General features: G+C 63.0%; 18 protein-coding genes. 10 read left to right on the top strand and 8 right to left on the bottom strand.

All coding sequences use genetic code 11. The annotated features are described in order from the left end of the window. Positions 1 to 34: 34 nt before the first annotated feature. From epd to AC3WLP_RS04930, 8 genes are all read left to right on the top strand, one after another. Positions 35 to 1,096, top strand: coding sequence for an erythrose-4-phosphate dehydrogenase (gene epd / locus AC3WLP_RS04965; RefSeq protein WP_088513297.1), 1,062 nt, complete (start codon positions 35 to 37; stop codon positions 1,094 to 1,096). A gap of 12 nt (positions 1,097 to 1,108) precedes the next feature. Beyond that, positions 1,109 to 2,272: a phosphoglycerate kinase gene (locus tag AC3WLP_RS04960; RefSeq protein ID WP_003249382.1), complete on the top strand. Its 1,164-nt coding sequence runs from the start codon at positions 1,109 to 1,111 to the stop codon at positions 2,270 to 2,272. Beyond that, entirely contained in the window at positions 2,272 to 2,523 is a 252-nt protein-coding gene (locus tag AC3WLP_RS04955) for a hypothetical protein (RefSeq protein ID WP_014754651.1), read from the top strand. Before AC3WLP_RS04960 ends, AC3WLP_RS04955 begins: the two co-directional genes overlap by 1 nt. 78 nt (positions 2,524 to 2,601) lie before the next feature. Further along, a complete protein-coding gene (locus tag AC3WLP_RS04950) occupies positions 2,602 to 2,931 on the top strand; it encodes an MliC family protein (RefSeq protein ID WP_004576614.1) in 330 nt (109 codons plus the stop codon). A 100-nt stretch (positions 2,932 to 3,031) separates the two neighbouring features. After that, positions 3,032 to 4,096 carry a class II fructose-bisphosphate aldolase gene (gene fba / locus AC3WLP_RS04945; protein ID WP_010955535.1) on the top strand — a complete coding sequence of 355 codons (1,065 nt, stop codon included), beginning with the start codon at positions 3,032 to 3,034 and terminating at the stop codon, positions 4,094 to 4,096. Positions 4,097 to 4,308: 212 nt separating this feature from the next. Further along, entirely contained in the window at positions 4,309 to 6,435 is a 2,127-nt protein-coding gene (locus tag AC3WLP_RS04940) for a putative bifunctional diguanylate cyclase/phosphodiesterase (protein ID WP_088513296.1), read from the top strand. Between the two features lie 39 nt (positions 6,436 to 6,474). Beyond that, positions 6,475 to 6,975, top strand: coding sequence for a M48 metallopeptidase family protein (locus AC3WLP_RS04935; protein WP_004576612.1), 501 nt, complete (start codon positions 6,475 to 6,477; stop codon positions 6,973 to 6,975). Between the two features lie 12 nt (positions 6,976 to 6,987). Next, positions 6,988 to 7,284, top strand: a complete 297-nt coding sequence (locus AC3WLP_RS04930; protein ID WP_003249396.1) for a winged helix-turn-helix domain-containing protein — start codon at positions 6,988 to 6,990, stop codon at positions 7,282 to 7,284. A gap of 116 nt (positions 7,285 to 7,400) precedes the next feature. Here AC3WLP_RS04930 and AC3WLP_RS04925 read toward each other — a convergent pair whose 3' ends face one another. Beyond that, on the bottom strand, positions 7,401 to 7,853 hold the full coding sequence (locus AC3WLP_RS04925; protein ID WP_088513295.1) for a GNAT family N-acetyltransferase: 453 nt from the start codon (positions 7,851 to 7,853) through the stop codon (positions 7,401 to 7,403). A 153-nt stretch (positions 7,854 to 8,006) separates the two neighbouring features. Between AC3WLP_RS04925 and AC3WLP_RS04920 the strand changes: the two genes are divergently transcribed. After that, complete coding sequence (locus AC3WLP_RS04920) at positions 8,007 to 8,744, top strand: substrate-binding periplasmic protein (protein WP_088513294.1); 738 nt, start codon at positions 8,007 to 8,009, stop codon at positions 8,742 to 8,744. A gap of 18 nt (positions 8,745 to 8,762) precedes the next feature. Here the strand turns inward: AC3WLP_RS04920 and yccS are convergent, their stop codons facing one another. From yccS to AC3WLP_RS04885, 7 genes are all read right to left on the bottom strand, one after another. Then, a complete protein-coding gene (yccS, locus tag AC3WLP_RS04915) occupies positions 8,763 to 10,946 on the bottom strand; it encodes a YccS family putative transporter (RefSeq protein WP_088513293.1) in 2,184 nt (727 codons plus the stop codon). Positions 10,947 to 11,157: 211 nt separating this feature from the next. After that, entirely contained in the window at positions 11,158 to 12,339 is a 1,182-nt protein-coding gene (locus tag AC3WLP_RS04910; protein WP_012053889.1) for a BaiN/RdsA family NAD(P)/FAD-dependent oxidoreductase, read from the bottom strand. A gap of 121 nt (positions 12,340 to 12,460) precedes the next feature. Continuing rightward, positions 12,461 to 13,798 (bottom strand): ATP-dependent RNA helicase DbpA, encoded by a 1,338-nt coding sequence (gene dbpA / locus AC3WLP_RS04905; RefSeq protein ID WP_230623076.1) that lies wholly within the window; start codon positions 13,796 to 13,798, stop codon positions 12,461 to 12,463. 112 nt (positions 13,799 to 13,910) lie between these two features. Next, positions 13,911 to 15,338, bottom strand: coding sequence for a multidrug transporter subunit MdtD (gene mdtD / locus AC3WLP_RS04900; RefSeq protein ID WP_088513292.1), 1,428 nt, complete (start codon positions 15,336 to 15,338; stop codon positions 13,911 to 13,913). 109 nt (positions 15,339 to 15,447) lie between these two features. Further along, a complete protein-coding gene (locus tag AC3WLP_RS04895) occupies positions 15,448 to 16,767 on the bottom strand; it encodes a TldD/PmbA family protein (RefSeq protein WP_014754642.1) in 1,320 nt (439 codons plus the stop codon). Next, positions 16,767 to 18,209: a TldD/PmbA family protein gene (locus tag AC3WLP_RS04890; protein WP_088513291.1), complete on the bottom strand. Its 1,443-nt coding sequence runs from the start codon at positions 18,207 to 18,209 to the stop codon at positions 16,767 to 16,769. The genes AC3WLP_RS04895 and AC3WLP_RS04890 overlap by 1 nt, the downstream gene beginning before the upstream one ends. A gap of 31 nt (positions 18,210 to 18,240) precedes the next feature. Then, a complete protein-coding gene (locus AC3WLP_RS04885) occupies positions 18,241 to 20,043 on the bottom strand; it encodes an acyl-CoA dehydrogenase (protein ID WP_088513290.1) in 1,803 nt (600 codons plus the stop codon). A gap of 141 nt (positions 20,044 to 20,184) precedes the next feature. Here AC3WLP_RS04885 and AC3WLP_RS04880 point away from each other — a divergent pair, with 141 nt between their 5' ends. Then, positions 20,185 to 20,868, top strand: a complete 684-nt coding sequence (locus tag AC3WLP_RS04880; protein WP_017147988.1) for a hypothetical protein — start codon at positions 20,185 to 20,187, stop codon at positions 20,866 to 20,868. Positions 20,869 to 21,194: the final 326 nt, after the last annotated feature.

Below are 21,194 nucleotides of genomic sequence, written 5' to 3'. Positions count from 1 at the left end.
GCCTCAAAGCCATCATGCGTTAGCGAGCCAACCAATGCCCCACCCGCGTCCCTACAAAGTTGCACTCAACGGTTATGGCCGTATCGGCCGCTGTGTCCTGCGCGCGCTGTTCGAGCGGGGGGCAAAGGCCGGTTTCGAGATCGTCGCGCTGAACGATCTGGCCGATCAGGCCAGCCTGGAATACCTGACACGCTTCGACTCCACCCACGGGCGTTTTCCCGGCGAGGTCAAGGTCGACGGCGACTGTCTGCACATCAATGGCGATTGCGTGAAGGTAATGCGCAGTGCCACCCCCGAAGGCATCGACTGGGCTGCGCTGGGCATCGACCTGGTGCTGGAGTGTTCCGGTGCCTATAACACCCGTGCCGATGGCCAGCGTTTCCTCGACGCCGGTGCGCCAAGGGTGCTGTTCTCGCAGCCCATGGCCAGCGAGGCCGACGTTGACGCCACGGTGGTCTACGGCATCAACCAGGCCTGCCTTACCGGCAGCGAGCGCCTGGTGTCCAACGCCTCGTGCACCACCAACTGCGGCGTGCCGCTGCTGCGTGTGCTGGACCAGGCGTTCGGCATCGAATATGTACAGATCACCACCATCCACTCGGCGATGAACGACCAGCCGGTGATCGATGCCTATCACCACGAAGACCTGCGCCGCACGCGTTCGGCCTTCCAGTCGGTGATTCCTGTGTCCACTGGCCTGGCGCGTGGCATCGAGCGCCTGCTTCCGGAACTTGCCGGGCGAATCCAGGCCAAAGCGGTACGTGTACCGACCGTCAACGTCTCGTGCCTGGACATCACCCTGCAGACTGCCCACGACACCAGTGCGGCCGAAGTCAACCGAGTGCTGCGCGAGGCTGCGCTGGAAGGTCCGCTTAAAGGCTTGCTGGCTTACACCGAGCTGCCGCACGCCAGTTGTGATTTCAACCATGACCCACATTCGGCGATTGTCGATGCCAGCCAGACGCGTGTTTCCGGGCCTCGCCTGGTAAACCTGCTGGCCTGGTTCGACAACGAATGGGGTTTTGCCAACCGTATGCTCGACGTTGCCGAACACTTTCTGCACGTCGTTCACCCAACCCGCACCAAACAGCCCTGAAGGACTGCATTCATGACCGTGTTGAAGATGACCGACCTCGACCTGCAAGGTAAGCGCGTACTGATCCGCGAAGACCTCAACGTGCCTGTGAAGGACGGTGTGGTAGCCAGCGATGCGCGTATCCTGGCAGCGCTGCCGACCATCAAGCTGGCCCTGGAGAAGGGCGCAGCGGTAATGGTCTGCTCGCACCTGGGCCGCCCGACCGAAGGCGAATTCTCTGCCGAGAACAGCCTCAAGCCGGTCGCCGATTACCTGAGCAAGGCCCTGGGCCGTGATGTGCCGCTGGTTGCCGACTATCTGGACGGTGTCGCGGTACAGGCCGGTGAACTGGTGCTGTTCGAGAACGTGCGCTTCAACAAGGGCGAGAAAAAGAACGCCGACGAGCTGGCGCAGAAGTACGCTGCCCTGTGCGACGTGTTCGTCATGGACGCCTTCGGCACCGCCCACCGCGCCGAGGGTTCCACTCACGGTGTAGCCAAGTTTGCCAAAGTCGCTGCTGCAGGCCCGCTGCTGGCTGCCGAACTGGACGCCCTGGGCAAGGCCCTGAAGGCCCCGGCCAAGCCAATGGCGGCCATCGTTGCCGGCTCCAAGGTTTCCACCAAACTGGACGTGCTGAACAGCCTGAGCAGTGTTTGCGACCAGCTGATCGTCGGTGGCGGTATTGCCAACACCTTCCTGGCCGCTGCTGGCCACCCGGTGGGCAAGTCGCTGTACGAGCCTGACCTGGTCGACACCGCCAAGGCCATTGCTGCCAAGGTCAGCGTGCCGCTGCCAGTTGATGTGGTGGTTGCCAAGGAGTTTGCCGAGACCGCCGAAGCCACCGTCAAGGCCATCGCCGACGTTGCTGCCGACGACATGATCCTGGACATCGGCCCGCAAACCGCGGCCAACTTCGCCGAGCTGCTGAAATCGTCGAAAACCATTCTGTGGAACGGCCCGGTGGGCGTGTTCGAATTCGATCAGTTCGGCAACGGCACCAAGGTACTGGCCAAGGCCATCGCCGACAGCGCCGCGTTCTCCATCGCCGGTGGCGGTGACACCCTGGCAGCCATCGACAAATACGGCGTCAGCAAGGAAATCTCCTACATTTCTACCGGTGGTGGCGCCTTCCTCGAGTTCGTCGAGGGCAAGGTCCTGCCAGCTGTGGCAATCCTGGAAGAGCGGGCCAAGGCCTGATGACGTCGGCGCTTGGCAAAGGGAGTGGCCTGGTGGTCAAACAATTGCCTGTGATGATGCTGGCCGGTCTGCTGAGCGCTTGCGCGGGCAGCCCGGCCTCGGATGCCGACCCGGCGCAGTCGCACAAGGGCGGTTGCTATCAGTCCGAATGGCAGGCCGAGACTGTGCCGGTCATCGGCAAGCGCGTGGGCCCGGAAGGCCTGGAAAAGTACGACGAAGACCACCAGCGCAAGGCGCCGGGTTGCCCTTGATCGGGTAATAGGCAACCTGAACGTTGATTTGTGGTCTTGAGGAAGGGCTGCACAGCAGCCCCAAATCGAGGAAACTGAATGAAAGCGCTTTTGGCCGTGACGGCCCTGGCGACACTGGCAGGATGCTCACTGCTGCAGCCGGCGCAACCGGCCCCGGCAGACAACTGGACCCGTTGGGTCTGCGACACCCAGGCTGAGGTGCTTTGGCGCTTCGCCGATGCGCAACGTGACCAGGTTGACGTGCGCCTTGGCGGCGGCGACCAGGTGTACCGGCTCAAGGCTGAACCGGGTGCCTCGGGTGCGCTGTACAGCGATGGCATGCTGGCCTTCCACACCAAGGGCGAAGAAGGCCTGGTGTACTGGGTGGCAACCAACGATCTGATTGGGCGGGGCTGCAAGGCACCGTGACTGGCCGGGCCGCGAGGGTGGCCCACACTACTTGAACAGCAACCGCCCCTGCGGCAGGCTTGCACGAAACAAACGACGCTTGTCGGGAGAGAGATACACAATGGCACTCATTAGCATGCGCCAGATGCTGGACCACGCCGCCGAGTTCGGCTACGGCGTACCAGCTTTCAACGTCAACAACCTCGAGCAGATGCGCGCCATCATGGAAGCGGCCGACAAGACCGACTCCCCGGTGATCGTTCAGGCTTCGGCCGGTGCCCGCAAATACGCGGGTGCGCCATTCCTGCGCCACCTGATCCTGGCTGCCATCGAAGAGTTCCCGCACATCCCGGTGTGCATGCACCAGGACCACGGTACCAGCCCTGACGTCTGCCAGCGCTCGATCCAGCTGGGCTTCAGCTCGGTCATGATGGACGGTTCGCTGGGTGAAGACGGCAAGACCCCGACCGACTACGAGTACAACGTCCGCGTTACCCAGCAGACCGTTGCCATGGCTCACGCCTGCGGCGTTTCGGTTGAAGGCGAACTGGGCTGCCTGGGTTCCCTGGAAACCGGCATGGCCGGTGAAGAAGACGGGATCGGCGCCGAAGGCGTGCTGGATCACAGCCAGATGCTGACCGACCCGGAAGAAGCCGCCGACTTCGTCAAGAAGACCCAGGTCGACGCCCTGGCGATCGCCATCGGTACCAGCCACGGTGCCTACAAGTTCACCAAGCCACCAACCGGTGACGTGCTGGCCATCGATCGTATCAAGGAAATCCACAAGCGCATCCCCAACACCCACCTGGTGATGCACGGTTCGTCCTCGGTACCGCAAGAGTGGCTGGCGATCATCAACCAGTACGGCGGCGACATCAAAGAAACCTACGGTGTACCGGTCGAAGAAATCGTTGAAGGCATCAAGCATGGCGTGCGCAAGGTCAACATCGATACCGACCTGCGTCTGGCCTCTACCGGTGCCATGCGCCGTCTGATGGCGCAGAACCCGAGCGAGTTCGACCCACGCAAGTTCTTCGGTGAAACCATCAAGGCCATGCGCGACGTGTGCATCGCTCGTTATGAGGCCTTCGGCACCGCGGGCAATGCTTCGAAGATCAAGCCGATCTCTCTGGAAGGTATGTACCAGCGCTACCTGAAAGGTGAACTGGCCGCCAAGGTCAACTGATCGACAGGTAACCCTGAAAAACCCGCAGTGATGCGGGTTTTTTTATGGGCGATGGAAACCTGTACATAATTTCCGCAGACCGACCGTTAGTCGGCTACCGTACAGTTTAACCATTGATAGCGTTCTGATTGCATTGCGTGTTGCAGCCTCAGGACTAGAGTACTAATGGATCCAACCGTATTTTGAAGTCGGTCACATAACAGAGAAGCAGCATGGATGGCGCTTACCCTCAACAGCAGCCACTGGATGGCAGCTCAGTTCTTCTGGTGGTAGACGACTACCCCGAGAACCTCATCAGCATGCGGGCCTTGCTGGCCCGGCAGGATTGGCAAGTATTGACGGCGAGCTCTGGGATAGAAGCCTTGAGCGCGTTGCTTGAGTACGAAGTCGACCTGGTGTTGATGGATGTACAGATGCCGGAAATGGACGGCTTCGAAGTCGCCCGGCTGATGCGCGGCAATCAGCGTACTCGACTGACCCCGATCATTTTCCTCACCGCCAACGAACAGTCCGACGCGGCCGTGCTCAAAGGCTACGCCAGCGGCGCCGTGGACTACATGTTCAAACCGTTCGACCCGCAAATACTCAAGCCCAAGGTCCAGGCGCTGCTCGACCAGCAGCGCAACCGACGCATGCTGCAGCAGCTCAGTCGCGAACTGGAGGCGGCCAGGGCATTCAATGCGTCCATCCTGGAGAATGCCGCCGAAGGCATTCTGGTGGTTGATGCCCATGGCATCATCAGTTTTGCCAATCCGGCCATTTCCCGTTTGCTGGCGGCACCGGTGCAACAACTGCAGGGCACCCCATTGCTCGACGTTGTGCAACTGACCAGTACCAGCCTGTGGCGCGAGTCGGACTTCTACAAGGCCTACCAGGGGCGGCAAATCTTCCGCGTACATGATGCCCAACTGCGGACCCAAGGGGGGGAGCTTGTGCCGGTGGCGCTGTCCTGTGCGCCGTTGCCGGCCGACCAACAGGCCATGGTGGTGACCGTGCTGGACATGTCGGTGGTGCGTAACTTGCATCAGCAGCTGGAATACCAGGCCATTACCGACCCGCTCACCGGCCTGCTCAACCGCCGTGGTTTTTACCAGGCTGCTGAAGGTGCTCTGTTGCGCAACGAGCGCTCGGACAAGGCGCAGGCGCTGATGTACATGGACCTGGATGGCTTCAAGCGCATCAACGACTCGCTCGGCCACGACGCGGGCGACCGGGTGTTGCGCTGGGTGGCCGAGCAGCTCAAGGACTGCCTGGGCAGTGAGGCCTTGCTGGCGCGTATGGGCGGGGATGAGTTCACTGCACTGTTCGACAGCTTGCCCTACCCGGAGCAGGCCGGGCGTTATGCCGAACGGTTGCTCGAGCGTGTTTCCATCAGCCATGAGGTCGACGGGCTCGATGTATGCCTTGGGGTCAGCATCGGCATTGCCACCTACCCGGACTGTGGCGCCAATGTTGAAGGCCTGCTGCGTTCGGCCGATGCAGCGATGTACGCAGCCAAGCAAGCGGGGCGCCAGCAATACCGCTTCTACGACCAGGAACTCAACGGACGGGCGCGCTCGCGATTGATGCTCGAGGACAGCGTGCGCATGGCCATCGAGCAGCAGGACTTTACCTTGGTGTATCAGCCACAGGTCGCCTTCCACGATGGCCGCCTGCGTGGTTTCGAGGCCTTGCTGCGCTGGCAGCACCCCAGCGTTGGCGATGTACCGCCGGGGCTGTTCATCCCGTTGCTGGAAGAAGCGCGGCTGATCAATCGCCTGGCCAGCTGGATCTACCGCCAGGGGGCCGCGCAGCGGCAGGCCTGGTACGACAGGTTTCCGCCGGACCTTGTGCTCGGCATCAGCCTGAGCCGCGCGCAGTTCGTCATGCCTGGCCTGGTCGAGGAACTGCAACGGGTCATCCAGCTTTACCAGCTTGTCCCGACGCAGTTGGAGGTGGAAGTGGCGGAAACGTCGCTGATGTATAACATCGACGCGGCCGTCAAACAGATACACCGCTTGCGTGAGCTGGGCGTGAGGGTGGCCCTGGATGACTTTGGTGCGGGTGACTGTTCGTTGCGCATGCTGCGCGACCTGCCTATCGACACCCTCAAGCTTGACCGGCATCTGGTGGCCCGTCTGCCCGATTCGGCGGTAGATGCTGCGTTGGTTCGCAGCGTGATCGGCCTGTGCGCCGACTACCGTATCACGGTGATCGCCGAGGGTGTGGAGACCCCGGCGCAGGCCGCCTGGCTCAAGGCCAATGGTTGCGAATACGTTCAGGGTTTCCTGGTGGCTTATCCGATGACCGCTGCTGACGCTAGCGGCTTCCCGGCAATTTTCTCCTGGCCAGGGCCGTGATTGGCTAGAATCGGCATTCGTTACGCCGAATACAGCGCCATGACCGTACTACGTTACTTGCAAGCCTACCCCCCGCACCTGCAGGCGCAGGTGCGGCAGATGATCGACAGCGACCGCCTGGGTGAATACCTGCAGCGCCGTTACCCTGACCGCCATGACGTGCAAAACGACAAGGCGCTGTATGGCTATGCCCAGGATCTGCGCCAACAGTACCTGCGAAGTGCGCCAAACCTGGACAAGGTATTGTTCGACAGCCGCCTCGATCTGACGCATCGGGCCCTGGGCTTGAACACGGCGGTGTCGCGGGTGCAGGGCGGCAAGCTCAAGGCGAAGAAGGAAATCCGCATTGCCTCGCTGTTCAAGGAGGCCGCGCCACAGTTCTTGCGCATGATTGTTGTGCACGAGTTGGCGCACCTGCGCGAGCGAGATCACAACAAAGCGTTCTACCAGCTCTGCCAGCACATGGAGCCGGACTATCACCAACTGGAATTCGACCTGCGCGTCTACCTGACCTACCGGGAGCTGCCGGGCAACCTCTAAGGAACATGCAGCATGGAAGTGAGCAAGACCAAGAGCAGCTTCTACCGCCGCCTGTACGTGGCCTGGCTGATCGATAGCCAGACCGCGACCAGCGTGCCCGCCCTGATGGAGGCCACCGGCATGCCCCGTCGTACAGCTCAGGACACTATCGCCGCGCTGGCCGACCTGGACATCGTCTGCGAGTTCGAACAGCAGGAAGGCGCACGCAACCACGCCGGGCATTATCGCATTCATGATTGGGGAGCGATCGACAAGCAGTGGATCATCCGTCACTTGCGGCAAATCCGCGAAGTGCTGGGCTACCCCTGATTTGAAAAGCCTGCGCGGTCGCCCGTAGGAGCGGGTTTCCCCGCGAACACGGGCGAAGCCCGTGCCATCCCCCTCAGTGCCTGCCTCGCGGGCAGGCCCGCTACCACACGGTTGACTCAACCCCTACGCATGCCGATAGACGAGATGCCGTCCACCAGCGACTCGCCGCTCACCACCGCAAACCCATGGCGGGCATAGAAATCCTGCAAGTGCGCCTGAGCCGACAGAAAAACCGGCACCCCCGGCCAACAATGCTCCGCCGCCTCCAGCCCCTTCAGCAGCAAGCTTTCTTCAAGGTTCAAACCTCGTGCCTGCGCTGATGTCACCACTCGTCCGATCACCACATCCCCACCTTGTGACTGCGGATCCAGCAGGCGCAGGTAGGCCACCAGCTTGTCTTCCTGCCAGGCCATGAGGTGCAGGGTATCGCCAGTCAGGTCCTGACCATCGACTTCCTGGTAGGCGTGGCGCTGCTCCACCACGAGTACTTCAGTGCGTAGCTGCAAAATGGCATAGAGCTGCTCCTTGCCGAGGTCGGTGTGGTGCTTGCAGATCCAGTCGATTGACATGGGCACGAACTCCTTGGATGGGGCTCGATCATCGCATGCTGCATGTGCTTCGGCCAAAATAGAGGCTAAATGACACTATTGGCCGCTGCCCTCGGCAACCGCTTTGTGTAATCTCACTGGCAGTGTTGCCCTCCATTGCGAAAGGACGTGAGCATGCGGCCACTGCTTTGTGTTCTGGGTTTACTGGCAACGATGCTGGCAACACCTTCCCCGGGTCACGCCAAGCTACGCCTGGTGGCCGATAACTGGCCACCGTTCACCGATGCCAAGATGCCGGGCGGCGGCCTTGCGACCAGCATCGTTACCACGGCACTGGCGCGTGCCGGCTACGCCAGCGGCTATGAAGAGGTGCCGTGGGCGCGTGCGTTGCTGGGGGTAGGTGAAGGGCGCTACGACGTGCTGATCAATGCCTGGTACAACGACTCGCGCGTCAGTATCGGGCAGTTTTCCAACGCCTACCTGAGTAATCGTATTCGCCTGCTGCAGCGTAAGGGCGAGGCGTTTAGCTACAAGCGTCTGTCTGACCTTTATGCCTATAGCATTGCCGTAGTGCGTGATTACGCCTATTCACCGGAATTCGACGGGGATCCCCATCTGCACAAAGTGCCAGTGCGCAACTTCTCTTCTGCGGTACGCATGTTGGCGGCAGGGCGGGTAAGCCTGGCGGTGGAAGACGAGTACGTGGCCCGCTACAACCTGCAGCGTGAGCCGCAGGACGTGCGTGATGGGGTGATGCTGGTGGATCCGCCGCTGGGGGAGAACACCCTGCATATTCTGGTCAGCCTGAAGCACCCGGAGCATGAGCGGATCGTCGAGCGCTTCGAGCAGGCGATAGCGGCGATGAAGGCCGATGGCAGCTATGCTCGGCTGCTGCGTCAGTACGGCTTTTGAGCACAGGCACTAAAACGATCAGGCCGGGGCATTCTCCTTGATCAGGTGTGCCGCCAGGGTCCGCAGTGGCCCCAGCTGCCGGCATATCAACGCCAGCTGCGTCTGCACCAGCCGCTGATGCTCATCCAGATCTTCCGGCATCTGCTCCAGGGCATTGGCCAACGCCTCTTCGGTATCACTGTGAATCGCCACCGGCAGCCGTGCGGCCAGGCCGTTGGCAATTTCGTCCAGGCTGCTGGCCAGGCTTTGCCCGGCGCCTTCGATCAACTGCTCCTGCACCTCCGCTGGCAACGCCGTGTCGCGGTGCGCGCCTAACCCCGAGAGGTAGCTGAGCAACGTGTGCGACAGCACCAGGAAGCGAAAGCCAACGTCGGCCTCCTTACGGAAATGCCCCGGCTCCATCAGCATGTTGGCCAAGGTGGTGGACAGCGCCGCGTCAGCGTTGTGGGCATTGCGCCGGGCCAGGCGGTAGGCCAGGTCGTCGCGCTTGCCGTGGGCGTACTGCTGCATGATCTGGCGCAGGTAAACGCTGGCGCAGGCCAGGGTATTGGCCAGCGCCTTGTTCAGCCGTCGGCCCTGCCAGTCAGGCAGGAACAGGAACACTGCAAGAATGGCAATCAGGCTGCCGACCAGGGTATCGAACAGGCGTGGCAGGAACAGGCCGTAGCCATCGCCGATCTGGTTGAAGCAGAACAGCACCATCAGGGTGATCGCGGCAGTGGCCAGGGTGTAGCGGGTGGTGCGGTTGACGAAGAACACCACCCCGGCAACCACGGCGAACAACGACTGGATGACCGGGTTGGGGAACAGGTCGAACAAGGCCCAACCCACTGTCAGGCCAACGGCAGTGCCGAAGATTCGCTGCACCAGCTTGCGCCGCGTGGCCCCGTAGTTGGGCTGGCACACGAACAGCGTGGTGAGGATGATCCAGTAGCCCTGGGTCGGGTGAATCAGGTGCACCATGCCATAGCCGATCGACAGCGCCAGCGGCAGGCGCAAGGCATGGCGGAACAACAGCGAGGTCGGTGTGAGCTGGGTGCGCAGGCGCGTCCACACGTCCTTCAGCGAGCGCGGCGAGCGGTCGAGCAGGCTGCTGTCGCTGGCGTCGGCCAGGCTGTCCGGGTTGCTGGCGGCACTGAGCAGGCGGTCCAGTGTTGCCAGGTTGGCGGCGAGTGCCCGCAGTGAGCGCAACAGGCCGCGCCAGGCCGGGTTGCTCTGGATGCGCAGGTGCTCCAGCGAGGCGTTGAGGTCTTCGAGGGCTTCTGGATAACCGCTGGCCAGCACGAATGGTTGGCGCAGGCGGATCGAGCGGGCCAGTTCCTGGCAGGATGAACCCTGCTTACGCAACAGGCGCTGGCAGCGGAACATGACGTCGCTGTGGAAAAACGCCTCGGTCAGTGCGTTGTAGGGGTAGTGCGAGGCACTGACACGCTCGTGGATGTCCTGGGCCAGGAAGTACAGCTTGAGGTAGCGGCTTACCTTCGAGTTGGGTTGGCTGTTGCCCACCCGGTGCAGGATGATCTCCTTGGCTGCGTTCAGCGCGGCCACCACCTTGCCGTTCTGCTGGGCCAGTTCCAGGCGCCGTGCCTCGACGTCGAGCGTGCGGACCGGTTCAAACAGGCTGGCCTTGAGCTTCAGGTAGCTGCCCAGCTCGAAGAACAGTTTGGCCAGGCTCTGTTGTACCGGCTGGTTGGAAAACAGCGCCTGCCACAGCACCGACAACAGCCCGTACCAGGCCGCACCTGCCACCAGCAGCAGCGGTTCGTGCCAGAAGTCGGTGACCTGGCCGCCGCGCTGGTCCACGCCGATCATGGTGTAGACCGCAGTGATCAAGGTGGCCGAAGCGATGGCGCCGTAGCGCTCGCCCAGCGCCCCGAGCATGGTCAGGCCAAAGGCCGCCAGGGCCAGGGCAATGACGAAGATCCAGGGGTAGGGGAACAGCAACTCGACTGCCAGTGCAGCGATAGCGAAGCACACCAGGGTAACGGCCAGGGCGCTGAGGCGGCCCTGCCAGCTGTCGTCGGTTTCGGCCAGGGCGCTGGCGATGATGCCGAGGAACAGCGGAATCAGCAGGGCCATCTCGTTCTGGTACCAGCACAGGGCCAGGCTGCCGGTGAGGGCAATGGTGACCCGGATGCTGTAGCTGAACTTGTCTTGGCCCCACAGGCGACGCAGTGACTGACGGAACGAGCTCGATGACATGATGGCCTGCCAGGCGGTGATCAGAAGAATACCTTTCAGGGCCGGTTATTGGGGCCGCTGCGTGCCCCTTCGCGGGCACGCCCGCTCCCACACGTACGACACAGGCCCCTGTGGGAGCGGGCGTGCCCGCGAAGGGGCGCGCAGCGGCCCCAATAACGGCGCCAAGCACGGGCCAGCAAGAAGCGTTCCGTGCTGCTGAAAGGATTCTACTCTACACGAACTGCGCGGCGGCGTTCGCCGATGCCCAGGCCCACTGGAAGTTGAAACCGCCCAGGTGGCCGGTGACATCCAGCACTTCACCGATGAAGTACAAACCGGGGCTTTTCAGCGACTCCATGGTCTTGGACGACACCTCGCGGGTATCCACGCCGCCCAGGGTCACTTCGGCGGTGCGGTAGCCTTCGGTGCCGGCTGGCACCACTTGCCAGTTCGCCAGCTTTTCGGCGATGTGCGCCAGTTCCGCCGGTGTGTACTGCTTCATCGGCTTCGATTCGAACCACTGCTCGGCCAGCAAGTTAGCCAGCTTGCGGGTGAACACCTCGCCCAGCACGGTCTTCAGTTCGGCATTGGCGCGCTCGGCCTGCATCTGTTGCAGCCAGGAAAGCGCATCCCGGTCGGGCAGCAGGTTGATCTCGACCGTGTCACCGGCTTCCCAGAACGACGAGATCTGCAAGATCGCCGGGCCGCTCAGGCCGCGGTGCGTGAACAGCAGGTTTTCGCGGAAGCTGGTGCCATTGCAGCTGGCGGTGCAGTCCAGTGAGGTGCCGGACAATTCGGTGCACATCGCCTTGAGTTGGGGCTCAGTGATGGTGAATGGCACCAGCCCGGCGCGGGTTGGCAGCAAGGTGTGGCCGAACTGACGGGCCACCTGGTAGCCGAAACCGGTGGCGCCCAGGGTCGGGATCGACAGGCCGCCAGTGGCGATGACCAGCGACTGGCAGGTGAACTGGCCGCCGCTGGTCTGCAGCAGGTAGCCGCTTTCGGTCTTCTCGATCTGTTCGATGCTGGTGTGCATGCGGATCTCGGCACCGGCCTCGTCGCACTCGGCCAGCAGCATGTCGAGGATGTCGCTGGCCTTGTTGTCACAGAACAGCTGGCCGAGCTTCTTCTCGTGGTACGCCACGCCGTGCTTGCACACCAGTTCGATGAAGTCCCACTGGGTGTAGCGGGCCAGGGCCGACTTGCAGAAGTGCGCGTTGTGCGAAAGGAAGTTGGCCGGCTCGGTGTACAGGTTGGTGAAGTTGCAGCGCCCGCCGCCGGACATGAGGATTTTCTTGCCTGGCTTGTTGGCGTGGTCGAGCAGCAGCACCCGGCGGCCGCGACGGGCACTGAGCTGGGCGCACATCAGGCCGGCGGCGCCGGCGCCAAGGATGATCACGTCGGTGGAGTGCACGGTATGAACCTTCAGATTGAAATGCTGAACCCTGTGGGAGTGGGATCACCCGCGAATGCGACGATGCATTTACTGCCGCGTTCGCGGGTAAACCCGCTCCTACAGGGGGCTTTGCCTGGCTTTAGAGAATGCGGACTTTCAGGGCGCGACCCTTGATCTTGCCGCTGTTCAGTCGCTGCATGGCTTGCTTGGCGAGCGCACGCTCCACGGCCACAAACGCCTGGAAGTCGAAGATGGCGATCTTGCCCACTTGCTTGCCCGGGATGCCGGCATCACCGGTCAGGGCCCCCAGGATGTCGCCAGGGCGCAGCTTGTCCTTGCGGCCAGCGGCAATGCACAGTGTGGTCATCACCGGCAGCAGGGGCTCGCCGCCCTTGTTTTTCAGGCTGTCCAGCTGGTCCCAGCGCAGCGGGCTCTTCTGCAGCGCTTCGATGGCCTGGGCGCGGTGGCCTTCGGCCGGTGCCACCAGGCTGACCGCAACGCCTTTCTCGCCGGCGCGGCCGGTACGGCCCACGCGGTGCACGTGGATTTCCGCATCACGCGCCAGCTCCACGTTGATGACCATGTCCAGGCCATCGATGTCCAGGCCGCGCGCGGCCACGTCGGTAGCCACCAGCACCGAGCTGCTGCGGTTGGCGAACATGGTCAGCACCTGGTCACGGTCGCGCTGCTCCAGGTCGCCGTGCAGGGCCTGGGCGACGATGCCCTTGGCGGTCAGGTGGGCAACCACGTCCTCGCATTGCTGCTTGGTGAAGCAGAACGCTACGCACGACTGCGGGCGGTAGTGGCCGAGCACGCGGGTGACGGCTTCCAGGCGTTGCTGCGGGTCAATCTCGATGAAACGCTGCTCGATCTGGTTGTCGGTGTGCAGGCTTTCGACCTTGACCTGCTGCGGGTTGCGCATGAAGTCGGCGGCCAGTTGCTTGATGCCGGCCGGGTAGGTGGCCGAGAACAGCAGGGTCTGGCGGCGCGAAGGGGTCTTGCCGATGATGCTGGCGATGGCGTCGAAGAAGCCCATGTCGAGCATGCGGTCGGCTTCGTCCAGCACCAGGGTGTTCAACCCGTCCAGGACCAGGGTGCCTTTGTCCAGGTGCTGCTGGATGCGCCCTGGGGTGCCGACGATGATGTGCGCACCGTGCTCCAGCGAAGCGATCTGTGGGCCCAGTGAAACGCCGCCGCACAGGGTCAGGATCTTGATGTTGTCCTCGGCACGGGCCAGGCGGCGCAGCTCCTTGGCCACCTGGTCGGCGAGTTCGCGGGTAGGGCAGAGCACCAACGCCTGGCAGCCGAAGTAGCGCGGGTTGATCGGGTTGAGCAGGCCGATGCCGAAGGCGGCAGTCTTGCCGCTACCGGTCTTGGCCTGGGCGATCAGGTCCTGGCCTTTGAGGATGACAGGCAGGCTCTGGGCCTGGATCGGCGTCATCGAGGCATAGCCGAGGGCTTCCAGGTTGGCCAGCATGGCAGTGGACAGCGGCAAGGTGGCAAAGGCGGTGGATTCGGTGGTCACGAGGCGGGCCTGCGGTGCGAAGCGAAAAATGCCGCATAGTCTACCAGCCTCGTGGCCATTCGCCCTACGACTCCATGTGTTGTTCCGGACGACGGGCACGCCTTCCGTCCGTCGGCGCCAGCTGCAGGAAGATCGCCGCTGCCAGCATGGCCATTACGCCGATGGTGACGAAGGTCAGCTGGAACGCGCCCAGGGTGGTTTCCACGCCCTCGGCGCTGCCTGCCGCAGTAAAGCCGCCCAACAGTGCGCCGGCGCAGGCCACACCCAGGCTCAGCGACAGTTGCGCGACCACCGACAGCAGGCTGTTACCGCTACTGGCGCTGGCGTCGTCGAGATCGATGAGCGTCACTGTGTTCATCGCAGTGAACTGCATGGAGTTCACTGCGCCCAGAAGGCCAAGTTGCACCAACAGCAGCCAATAGGGGGTCTGCTCGTCCACCAGGCCCAGGCTTGCCAGCAGGATGCCCAGCAGCAAGGTATTGCCGGTGAGGATGATGCGATAGCCGAACCGTTCGATCAGCGGTCGGGCAAAGGATTTGGCCAGCATGGCCGCCGCCGCCAGCGGGATCATGCTCATGCCTGCCTGGGCGGGTGAGTAGCCCAGCGCAACCTGCAGCAGCAACGGCACCAGGAACGGCAGCGCGCCGCTGCCCAGGCGGGCGAACAGGTTGCCGAGGATGCCGATGGCGAAGGTGCGCACGCGGAACAGGCTTGGCGAGAACAGCGGCTCCGGGTCGCGCCCGGCGCGCAGCCAGTACGCGGCCAGGCAGGCCATGCCGGCGAACAGCAGCAACATTACCCGCAAGTGCGGCAGGTGCAGCTCGCCCAGGCCTTCCATGGCAATGGTGATCAGTACCATCGCTGCGCCGAACAGCAGGAAACCAGGGCCGTCGAAGGTGGTGCGCTCGGCGCCGCGCAAGTCCGGGATGAACTTCCACACGGCAATGCAGCCAAGCAGGCCGACAGGCAGGTTGAGCAGGAAGATCCAGTGCCAGCTGAGGATTTCCACCAGCCAGCCACCAACCGTTGGCCCCAGCAATGGCCCGAGCAGGCCGGGGATGGTGATGAAACTCATGATCCGCACCAGCTCGCTGCGTGGGTAGGCGCGCAGCACCACCAGCCGCCCGACCGGCAGCATCAGCGCACCGCCCAGGCCTTGCACTACGCGGGCGAAGATCAGGAAGCCAAGGCTGTTGGCTGCGGCGCACAGCAGCGAGCCAAAGCTGAACAGCAAGATAGCGCTGAAGAAGATGCGCTTGGTGCCGAAACGGTCGGCGATCCAGCCTGAGGCGGGGATCAGCAGGGCCACGGTGAGCATGTAGGCAATGATCACACCCTGCATGCGCAAGGGGTCTTCGGCCAACGAGCGGGCCATGGCCGGCAGCGCCGTGTTGAGGATGGTGCCGTCCAGGGACTGCATGAAGAAGGCGATGGCCACCACCCAAGGGATCCAGCGGGCGGTGACGGGGTCCAGCGGGGTGCGTTCGGGCATGACGTCCTCGTTTGTCAGTGCCGGCCCTTTCGCGGCTAAAGCCGCTCCTACAGGGGTTACGCGTTCCTTGTAGGCGCGGCTTTAGCCGCGAAAGGGCCGGCAAGTCCAGTCACAATGTCAGGGTCAGGCCTTTGACCAGTGCCCCGGGCAAATGACTCGACCCGGTACTGCGCTGTCCATAAGTACTGGTCGACAGGATCATCTCGCGCTCCTGGGTCAGGTCCTCCAGCTGGCTGCCCAGCAAGCTGTACAAGCTGTCATCGAAGCGCATGGTACTCACCGGCCCCTGGATCTGCCCGTCTTCTACCCAGAAAGTGGCGAAGCGGGTCAGCCCGGTCATGCGCGCCGCTGGCAGGTCCGAGTAGTTCAGGTACCACAGGTTGCTGATGTACAGCCCGGTGCCTAGACGCTCAAGGATCTGCGCACTGGCCAGATTGCCCGGCGCCAGGCTGAGCGCACAGGGCGACTCGTAGCCGTCGGCGCCATTGGCCTGCAGCTCGAACTCGGCCGCACTGCGCGCACTGATCAACCGCTGCCGGGCCTCGCCTTGCTGGATCAGCGGCACATCCAGGCGCGGCGCACCTTCATCGGAAAATGCCGGGCTAAGCGAGCCGCTGACCTGCTCGGTAAAACTGACCAGCGGGCTAAGCCGTGCATCGCCGTTGTACAGGCGCTGCAGAGCGCTGTTGCCAGTGGCCAGGGCCTGCGCGGAAAAGCCACCCCAGCACAACATGCCGGCGACTTCGTCCATGGCCGCAGGTGCAAGGTAGGCGCGGTAGGTGCCGGGCTTGAGGGTAACTGCCGGGCGGCCGAGGAAACCCAACTGCTCTCGTGCTTGGCGCAGGCGTGCGGTGAAGTCGTCGGCACTCCAGGCCTGGCCGGCATAGTTGGCCTTCACTGCCTGGCCATTATCGTGGAACAGGCTCCAGTCGACGTTGAAACTGTTGGCCTGGTGCCAGCCGAAGGCGCCGAACGAGCTGGCGAAGCCGCGGCAGACCGGGCCGGCGGCGTAGATGCCGACCAGGTCCAGGTCACCTGCTTCACGCTCGAGCAGGGCCAGTACTTCGTTCAGTGCGGGCAGGGGGTGTTCCTGCAGGCTATGGCTGTGCCAGGCGTTTTCGTCCAGGCGCAGGTAAGGGTCGAGTGCCAGCAGCGGCAAGGTCTGGCGCAGCTGCTCGAGCGCAACGTTCAGGCGCTGGCGATCCAGTTGCACGTCGCCACTCAAGGTCACCTGCTGTTCCGCCTGGCGCCCATCGCGCACCAGCCGCAGTTGCGCGCTGGCCTGGCTGACTTCGCCGGCCTGTCGCACCTTGGCATGGTTGAAACGCACGAACTGCGATTGCTCGGCACTGTAACCGAGGGTGAACTGCTCGCCCGCCTGAAGGGCGGCGTGCACCTCCCCGACCAGGGTTTCGAAAGCGTGCTTCATCAGGCGTCTCCTCCGAATACATCGATCTGGCGGAACACACAGGCCGGCGAGGCGTGGCCGACCCGCACCACCTGATTGGGTTCGCCCTTGCCACAGTTGGGCGTGCCCAGCACCTGGAAGGTACTGTGGTCGCCAACCGCCGACAGGTTGCGCCAGAACTGCGCGGAGATGCCGCGGTAGTTGGGGTTCTTGACGATGCCCTTGAGCTCGCCATTTTCAATCAACTGGCCCCATTCGCAGCCGAACTGGAACTTGTTGCGCGCATCGTCGATGGACCAGGAACGGTTGGTACGCATCAGGATGCCCTGCTCGATGCCTCCGACCAGTTGCTCGAAAGACTGGTCGCCCGGCTCGATGTTGAGGTTGGCCATGCGGTCGATCGGCGCGCGGTTCCAGCCGCAGGCACGGCTGTTGGCCACGCCGTCCAGGCCAGAGCGGAACTGCGACAGCGCGCCACCCAGCGGGCGCAGCAGCAGGCCGCCGCGTATCAGGAATGCTTTGCTGGCCGGGGTGCCGTCGTCGTCATGACTGTAGCTGGCCAGCTCTTCGCCAATGGTCGGGTCGAAGGTCACGTTCAGCAGGCTGGAGCCGTACTGCAGGTGGCCGAAGTCGCTGGCTTTGACGAAGCTGGTGCCGGCGTAGTTGCGCTCGTCGCCGAGAATGCGGTCCATCTCCAGCGGGTGGCCGATGGATTCGTGAATCTGCAGCATCATCTGGTCCGGCATCAATAGCAGGTCACGCGGGCCACTGGGGGTGTTCGGTGCCAGCAGCAGTTGCAGTGCTTCGTCGGCCACCCGACTGGCCGCGCCGACCAGGCCGCAGCGCTCGATGATCTCGAAACCACCCTGTTGGCCGAAGTTGTCGCGGCCCAGGCTGCGGCTTTGGCTGTCCTGGCCGTCGCTGGCGGTCACCCCCATGCCCGGGAACAGGAAGCGCTGGGCATGGCGCAGTTCGGCGCCGGCCGAGTTCAGGTAGGTTTGCTCGACCAGGCTCAGCCCCAGGCTGGCCTGCCAGTCCACCAAACGGCTGTCCCTGGGCACGCTGGCCGATTCGGCGGCGAGCAGGCCAAGGCAGTCGGCGAGGCTGGGTACGGGTTGGTCGAAGTTGGGCGAAACATGGTCGTGGCGTGCACTGGTCACGGCGTGTTCGCGCAGGTCCAGCAGGCTGTGCCGGGCGATCTGCCGCGCCAGCGCCTCGGCTTGCTCAAGCGCGCGCTGCAGGCCAGCCTGGGACAGGTCGGCGGTGGCAGCGTAGGCCTCCACGCCATTGACCCGCACGGTGAGCATGGCGCCCTCATCCTGGCTGAAGAAGGGTGGTTCGGCGACGTTGCGGCGAACCGAAAGCGCCTGGTGAGACTGTTTCACATGGCGCAGGGAAAACAACTCGGCCGTACTGCGCAGCGCAGCAAAGCGCTGGCGCAGCAGGGCGCTGGAATCGAACATGCGGATGCCTCCGTGTACACGGTGGCTCCCCCTAGAACCACCCGTCTTGCATGCCGAGGCAGGTATCGTCGTGTGCCTCGAGCAATGCCAGCTCATTATGGCAGCCCGGTACTTCCCAGGTCAGGAAATAACGCGCAGCTTGCAGCTTGCCGAGGTAGAAGTCGCGATCAGCAGCGGTTCCCTTGAGCAGACCAAGTTCGGCGTGAACCGCTTGCTCCAACCAGCGCCAGCCGATCACGCAGTGGCCGAAGGCCTTGAGGTACAAGGCAGAGTTGGCCAAGGCACCAGCGACTTTGCCGTGGGCGAGGTCACCGAGCAGGACCAGGGTGACCCCCTGCAGGCGGTTGGCCAGTTGCTCCAGCGGCTGACGCAGTGGGTCAAGGTTCGGGTGATGGCTGGCACGTTCGCAGGTGGTGGCGATCAGGCGGATCAGCTGCTTGAGGCCGGCACCATTGTGCTGTGCCAGCTTGCGACCGAGCAGATCGAGCGACTGGATACCCTCGGTACCTTCGTGGATCGGGTTCAAACGGTTGTCACGGTAGTACTGCTCCACCGGGTATTCGCGGGTGTAGCCGTGGCCGCCAAGAATCTGGATCGCCAATTCGTTGGCCTTGAGGCAGAACGCCGAGGGCCAGGATTTGACGATCGGGGTCAGCAGGTCGAGCAGGTCCTGCGCCAGCTTGCGGGTGTTTTCGTCAGCGGCCGTATGGGTGTCGTCGAACAGGCGCGCGGCGTACAGGCCCAGGTCAAAGGCGCCTTCTACGTAGGCCTTCTGCGCCAGAAGCATGCGCTTCACATCCGTGTGCTCGATGATCGGCACCGCCGGGCTGTGTGGGTCCTTGTTGTCTGGCCGCCGGCCCTGCGGCCGCTGGCGAGCGTATTCCAGGGAGTAAAGGTAGCCGGCGTAACCCAGCATCACCGCGCCCATGCCTACGCCTATCCGCGCCTCGTTCATCATCTGGAACATGCAGGCCAGGCCTTGGTGCGGCTGGCCGACCAGATAGCCGACGCACTGGCCATTGTCGCCGAAGTTCAGCGCGGTCGAGGTGGTGCCGCGCCAGCCCATCTTGTGGAACAGCCCGGCCAGCAGCACATCGTTGCGCGGGCCACGGCTGCCGTCCGGGTTTACGTGGTACTTGGGCACGATGAACAGCGAAATGCCCTTGACCCCGGGCGGGGCGTCCGGAAGCTTGGCCAGCACCATGTGCACGATGTTTTCCGACAGTTCGTGGTCGCCGCCGGAAATGAAGATCTTGTTGCCTTTGAGCCGGTAGCTGCCGTCGCCTGCTGGTTCGGCGCGGGTGCGGATGTCGGCCAGCGACGAGCCGGCGTGGGGTTCGGTCAGCGCCATGGTGCCGAAGTAGCGGCCCTCGATCATCGGTTGCAGGAACAGGCGCTTCTGTTCATCGGAGCCGAAGCTCTCGATCAGGTTGGCCGCGCCCATGGTCAGGAACGGGTAGGCCGTGGTGCCGGCGTTGGCGGCCTGGAAGTGGGCGAAGCAGGCTTGCGAGACCAGGCTGGGCAGCTGCATGCCGCCGACCTCGAAGTCCCGGTTGGCGTTGAGGAAGCCGGCTTCGAGGAAGGCATCGACGGCGGGCTTCACCTCGGGAATCAGCTCGGCGCGGCCGTCCACGTAGCGTGGCTCGTTTTCGTCGGCCTTGCGGTTGTGCGGGGCGAAATACTTTTCGGCGATGGTGCGGGCGGTGGTCAGTGCCGCATCGAAGGTTTCACGGCTGTGCTCGGCGAAGCGCGGGCGTTGGGTCAGGGCTTCGGCGTCGAGGACTTCGTAGAGCTCGAAGGCGAGGTTGCGGGGGCTGAGCAAGGTCTCGGGCATGGTGGCGGTCCTGAGGCGGGATGCTGCGAGTTTAGGAGCGTGGTGAGACTGGGGACAGGTTAATAGGTTTGCGTGATATGGGTTGAGAACGCCGGGAGCCTGCCGGTTATTGGTGAAACCAACGCAAGGTCAGGTCGTGTAATGCCTGCTCGGGAGAATATAGAGACGTTTCCCGCAATCCCGATCGGAAATGGACTGCTGCGGATCGAATATCAGTTGGCCTTGAATGTGCGTTTTGGTGTTCACAAGGAAACGTTTCAGATGAGTGATGCCCACCACGGTGACTTGGCTGAGGCCAACGGCAACCAGGTTCCCTTCTTCGTAGTCTCACCCATGAAATTTGGTGTAATGACTTTCTTTACCTTGGGCTTCTACTGGGTTTATTGCTTCTATCAAAGTTGGAGTCTGCATAGAGAGAAAACGGGAGAGCGCGTAAGTCCGTTCTGGCGAAGCGCTTTTGCAGTGTTCTTCATCTATCCATTATTGAGAAGGGTAAATGACCATATTCGCGACTCAGGTAAAACCTATCCGTGGTCGATCCTGGGGCTCACGCTGGGCTATTACGGTTTTTGCGTTGTCTGGGTGGCTGCCAGCGTCGTGTTGGAAGGCCAACTGTGGCCGGCCTATTTTGCAGGCTTAGCCATTCAGGCAGCTTGGCTGATCATTCTGGTGTTCATGCAGAAGGGCATCAATTTCAGTGCGGGTGACAAAGAAGGGAAGGCCAACAGCCGGTTCACGCTGGCCAATTGGCTTTGGATGCTGCTGGGTATTGCGCTTATGGCAGCACAGCTGTTTGCTTTGATTGCGCTTTCACCAATGGTTTGAGCAATTTTTGGCCGGAGCTCTGTCTGAGGGGAGCTCCGGATAGTCCCCGATCCACCCCGCGTTTCCACTTGCCTTGAAGACAATACGATGCTGGGTAGAAGCCTGCTGCAAGGCTTTTTTGATAGGTCTGTCTGGACGGGGCCTTTCGCGGGTAAACCCTACAGCGGCCTGTGTCCAACCCCCGATGTGTGTCCGGCACTGATCCGGAGTAGGAGCGGGTTTACCCGCGAATACGGTGGTGGCGGCAACGGTGAACGACGGGTAGAAACTGGCCGGCAGGTCCGGCCTCTTCGCGGGTGAACCCGCTCCTACACGACGGCCTGTGC

The sequence above is a fragment of the Pseudomonas sp. FW305-E2 genome, assembly GCF_058782925.1.
The sequence above is the reverse complement of the archived record's forward strand: the minus strand, read 5'-3'. Positions and strand labels throughout refer to the sequence as shown.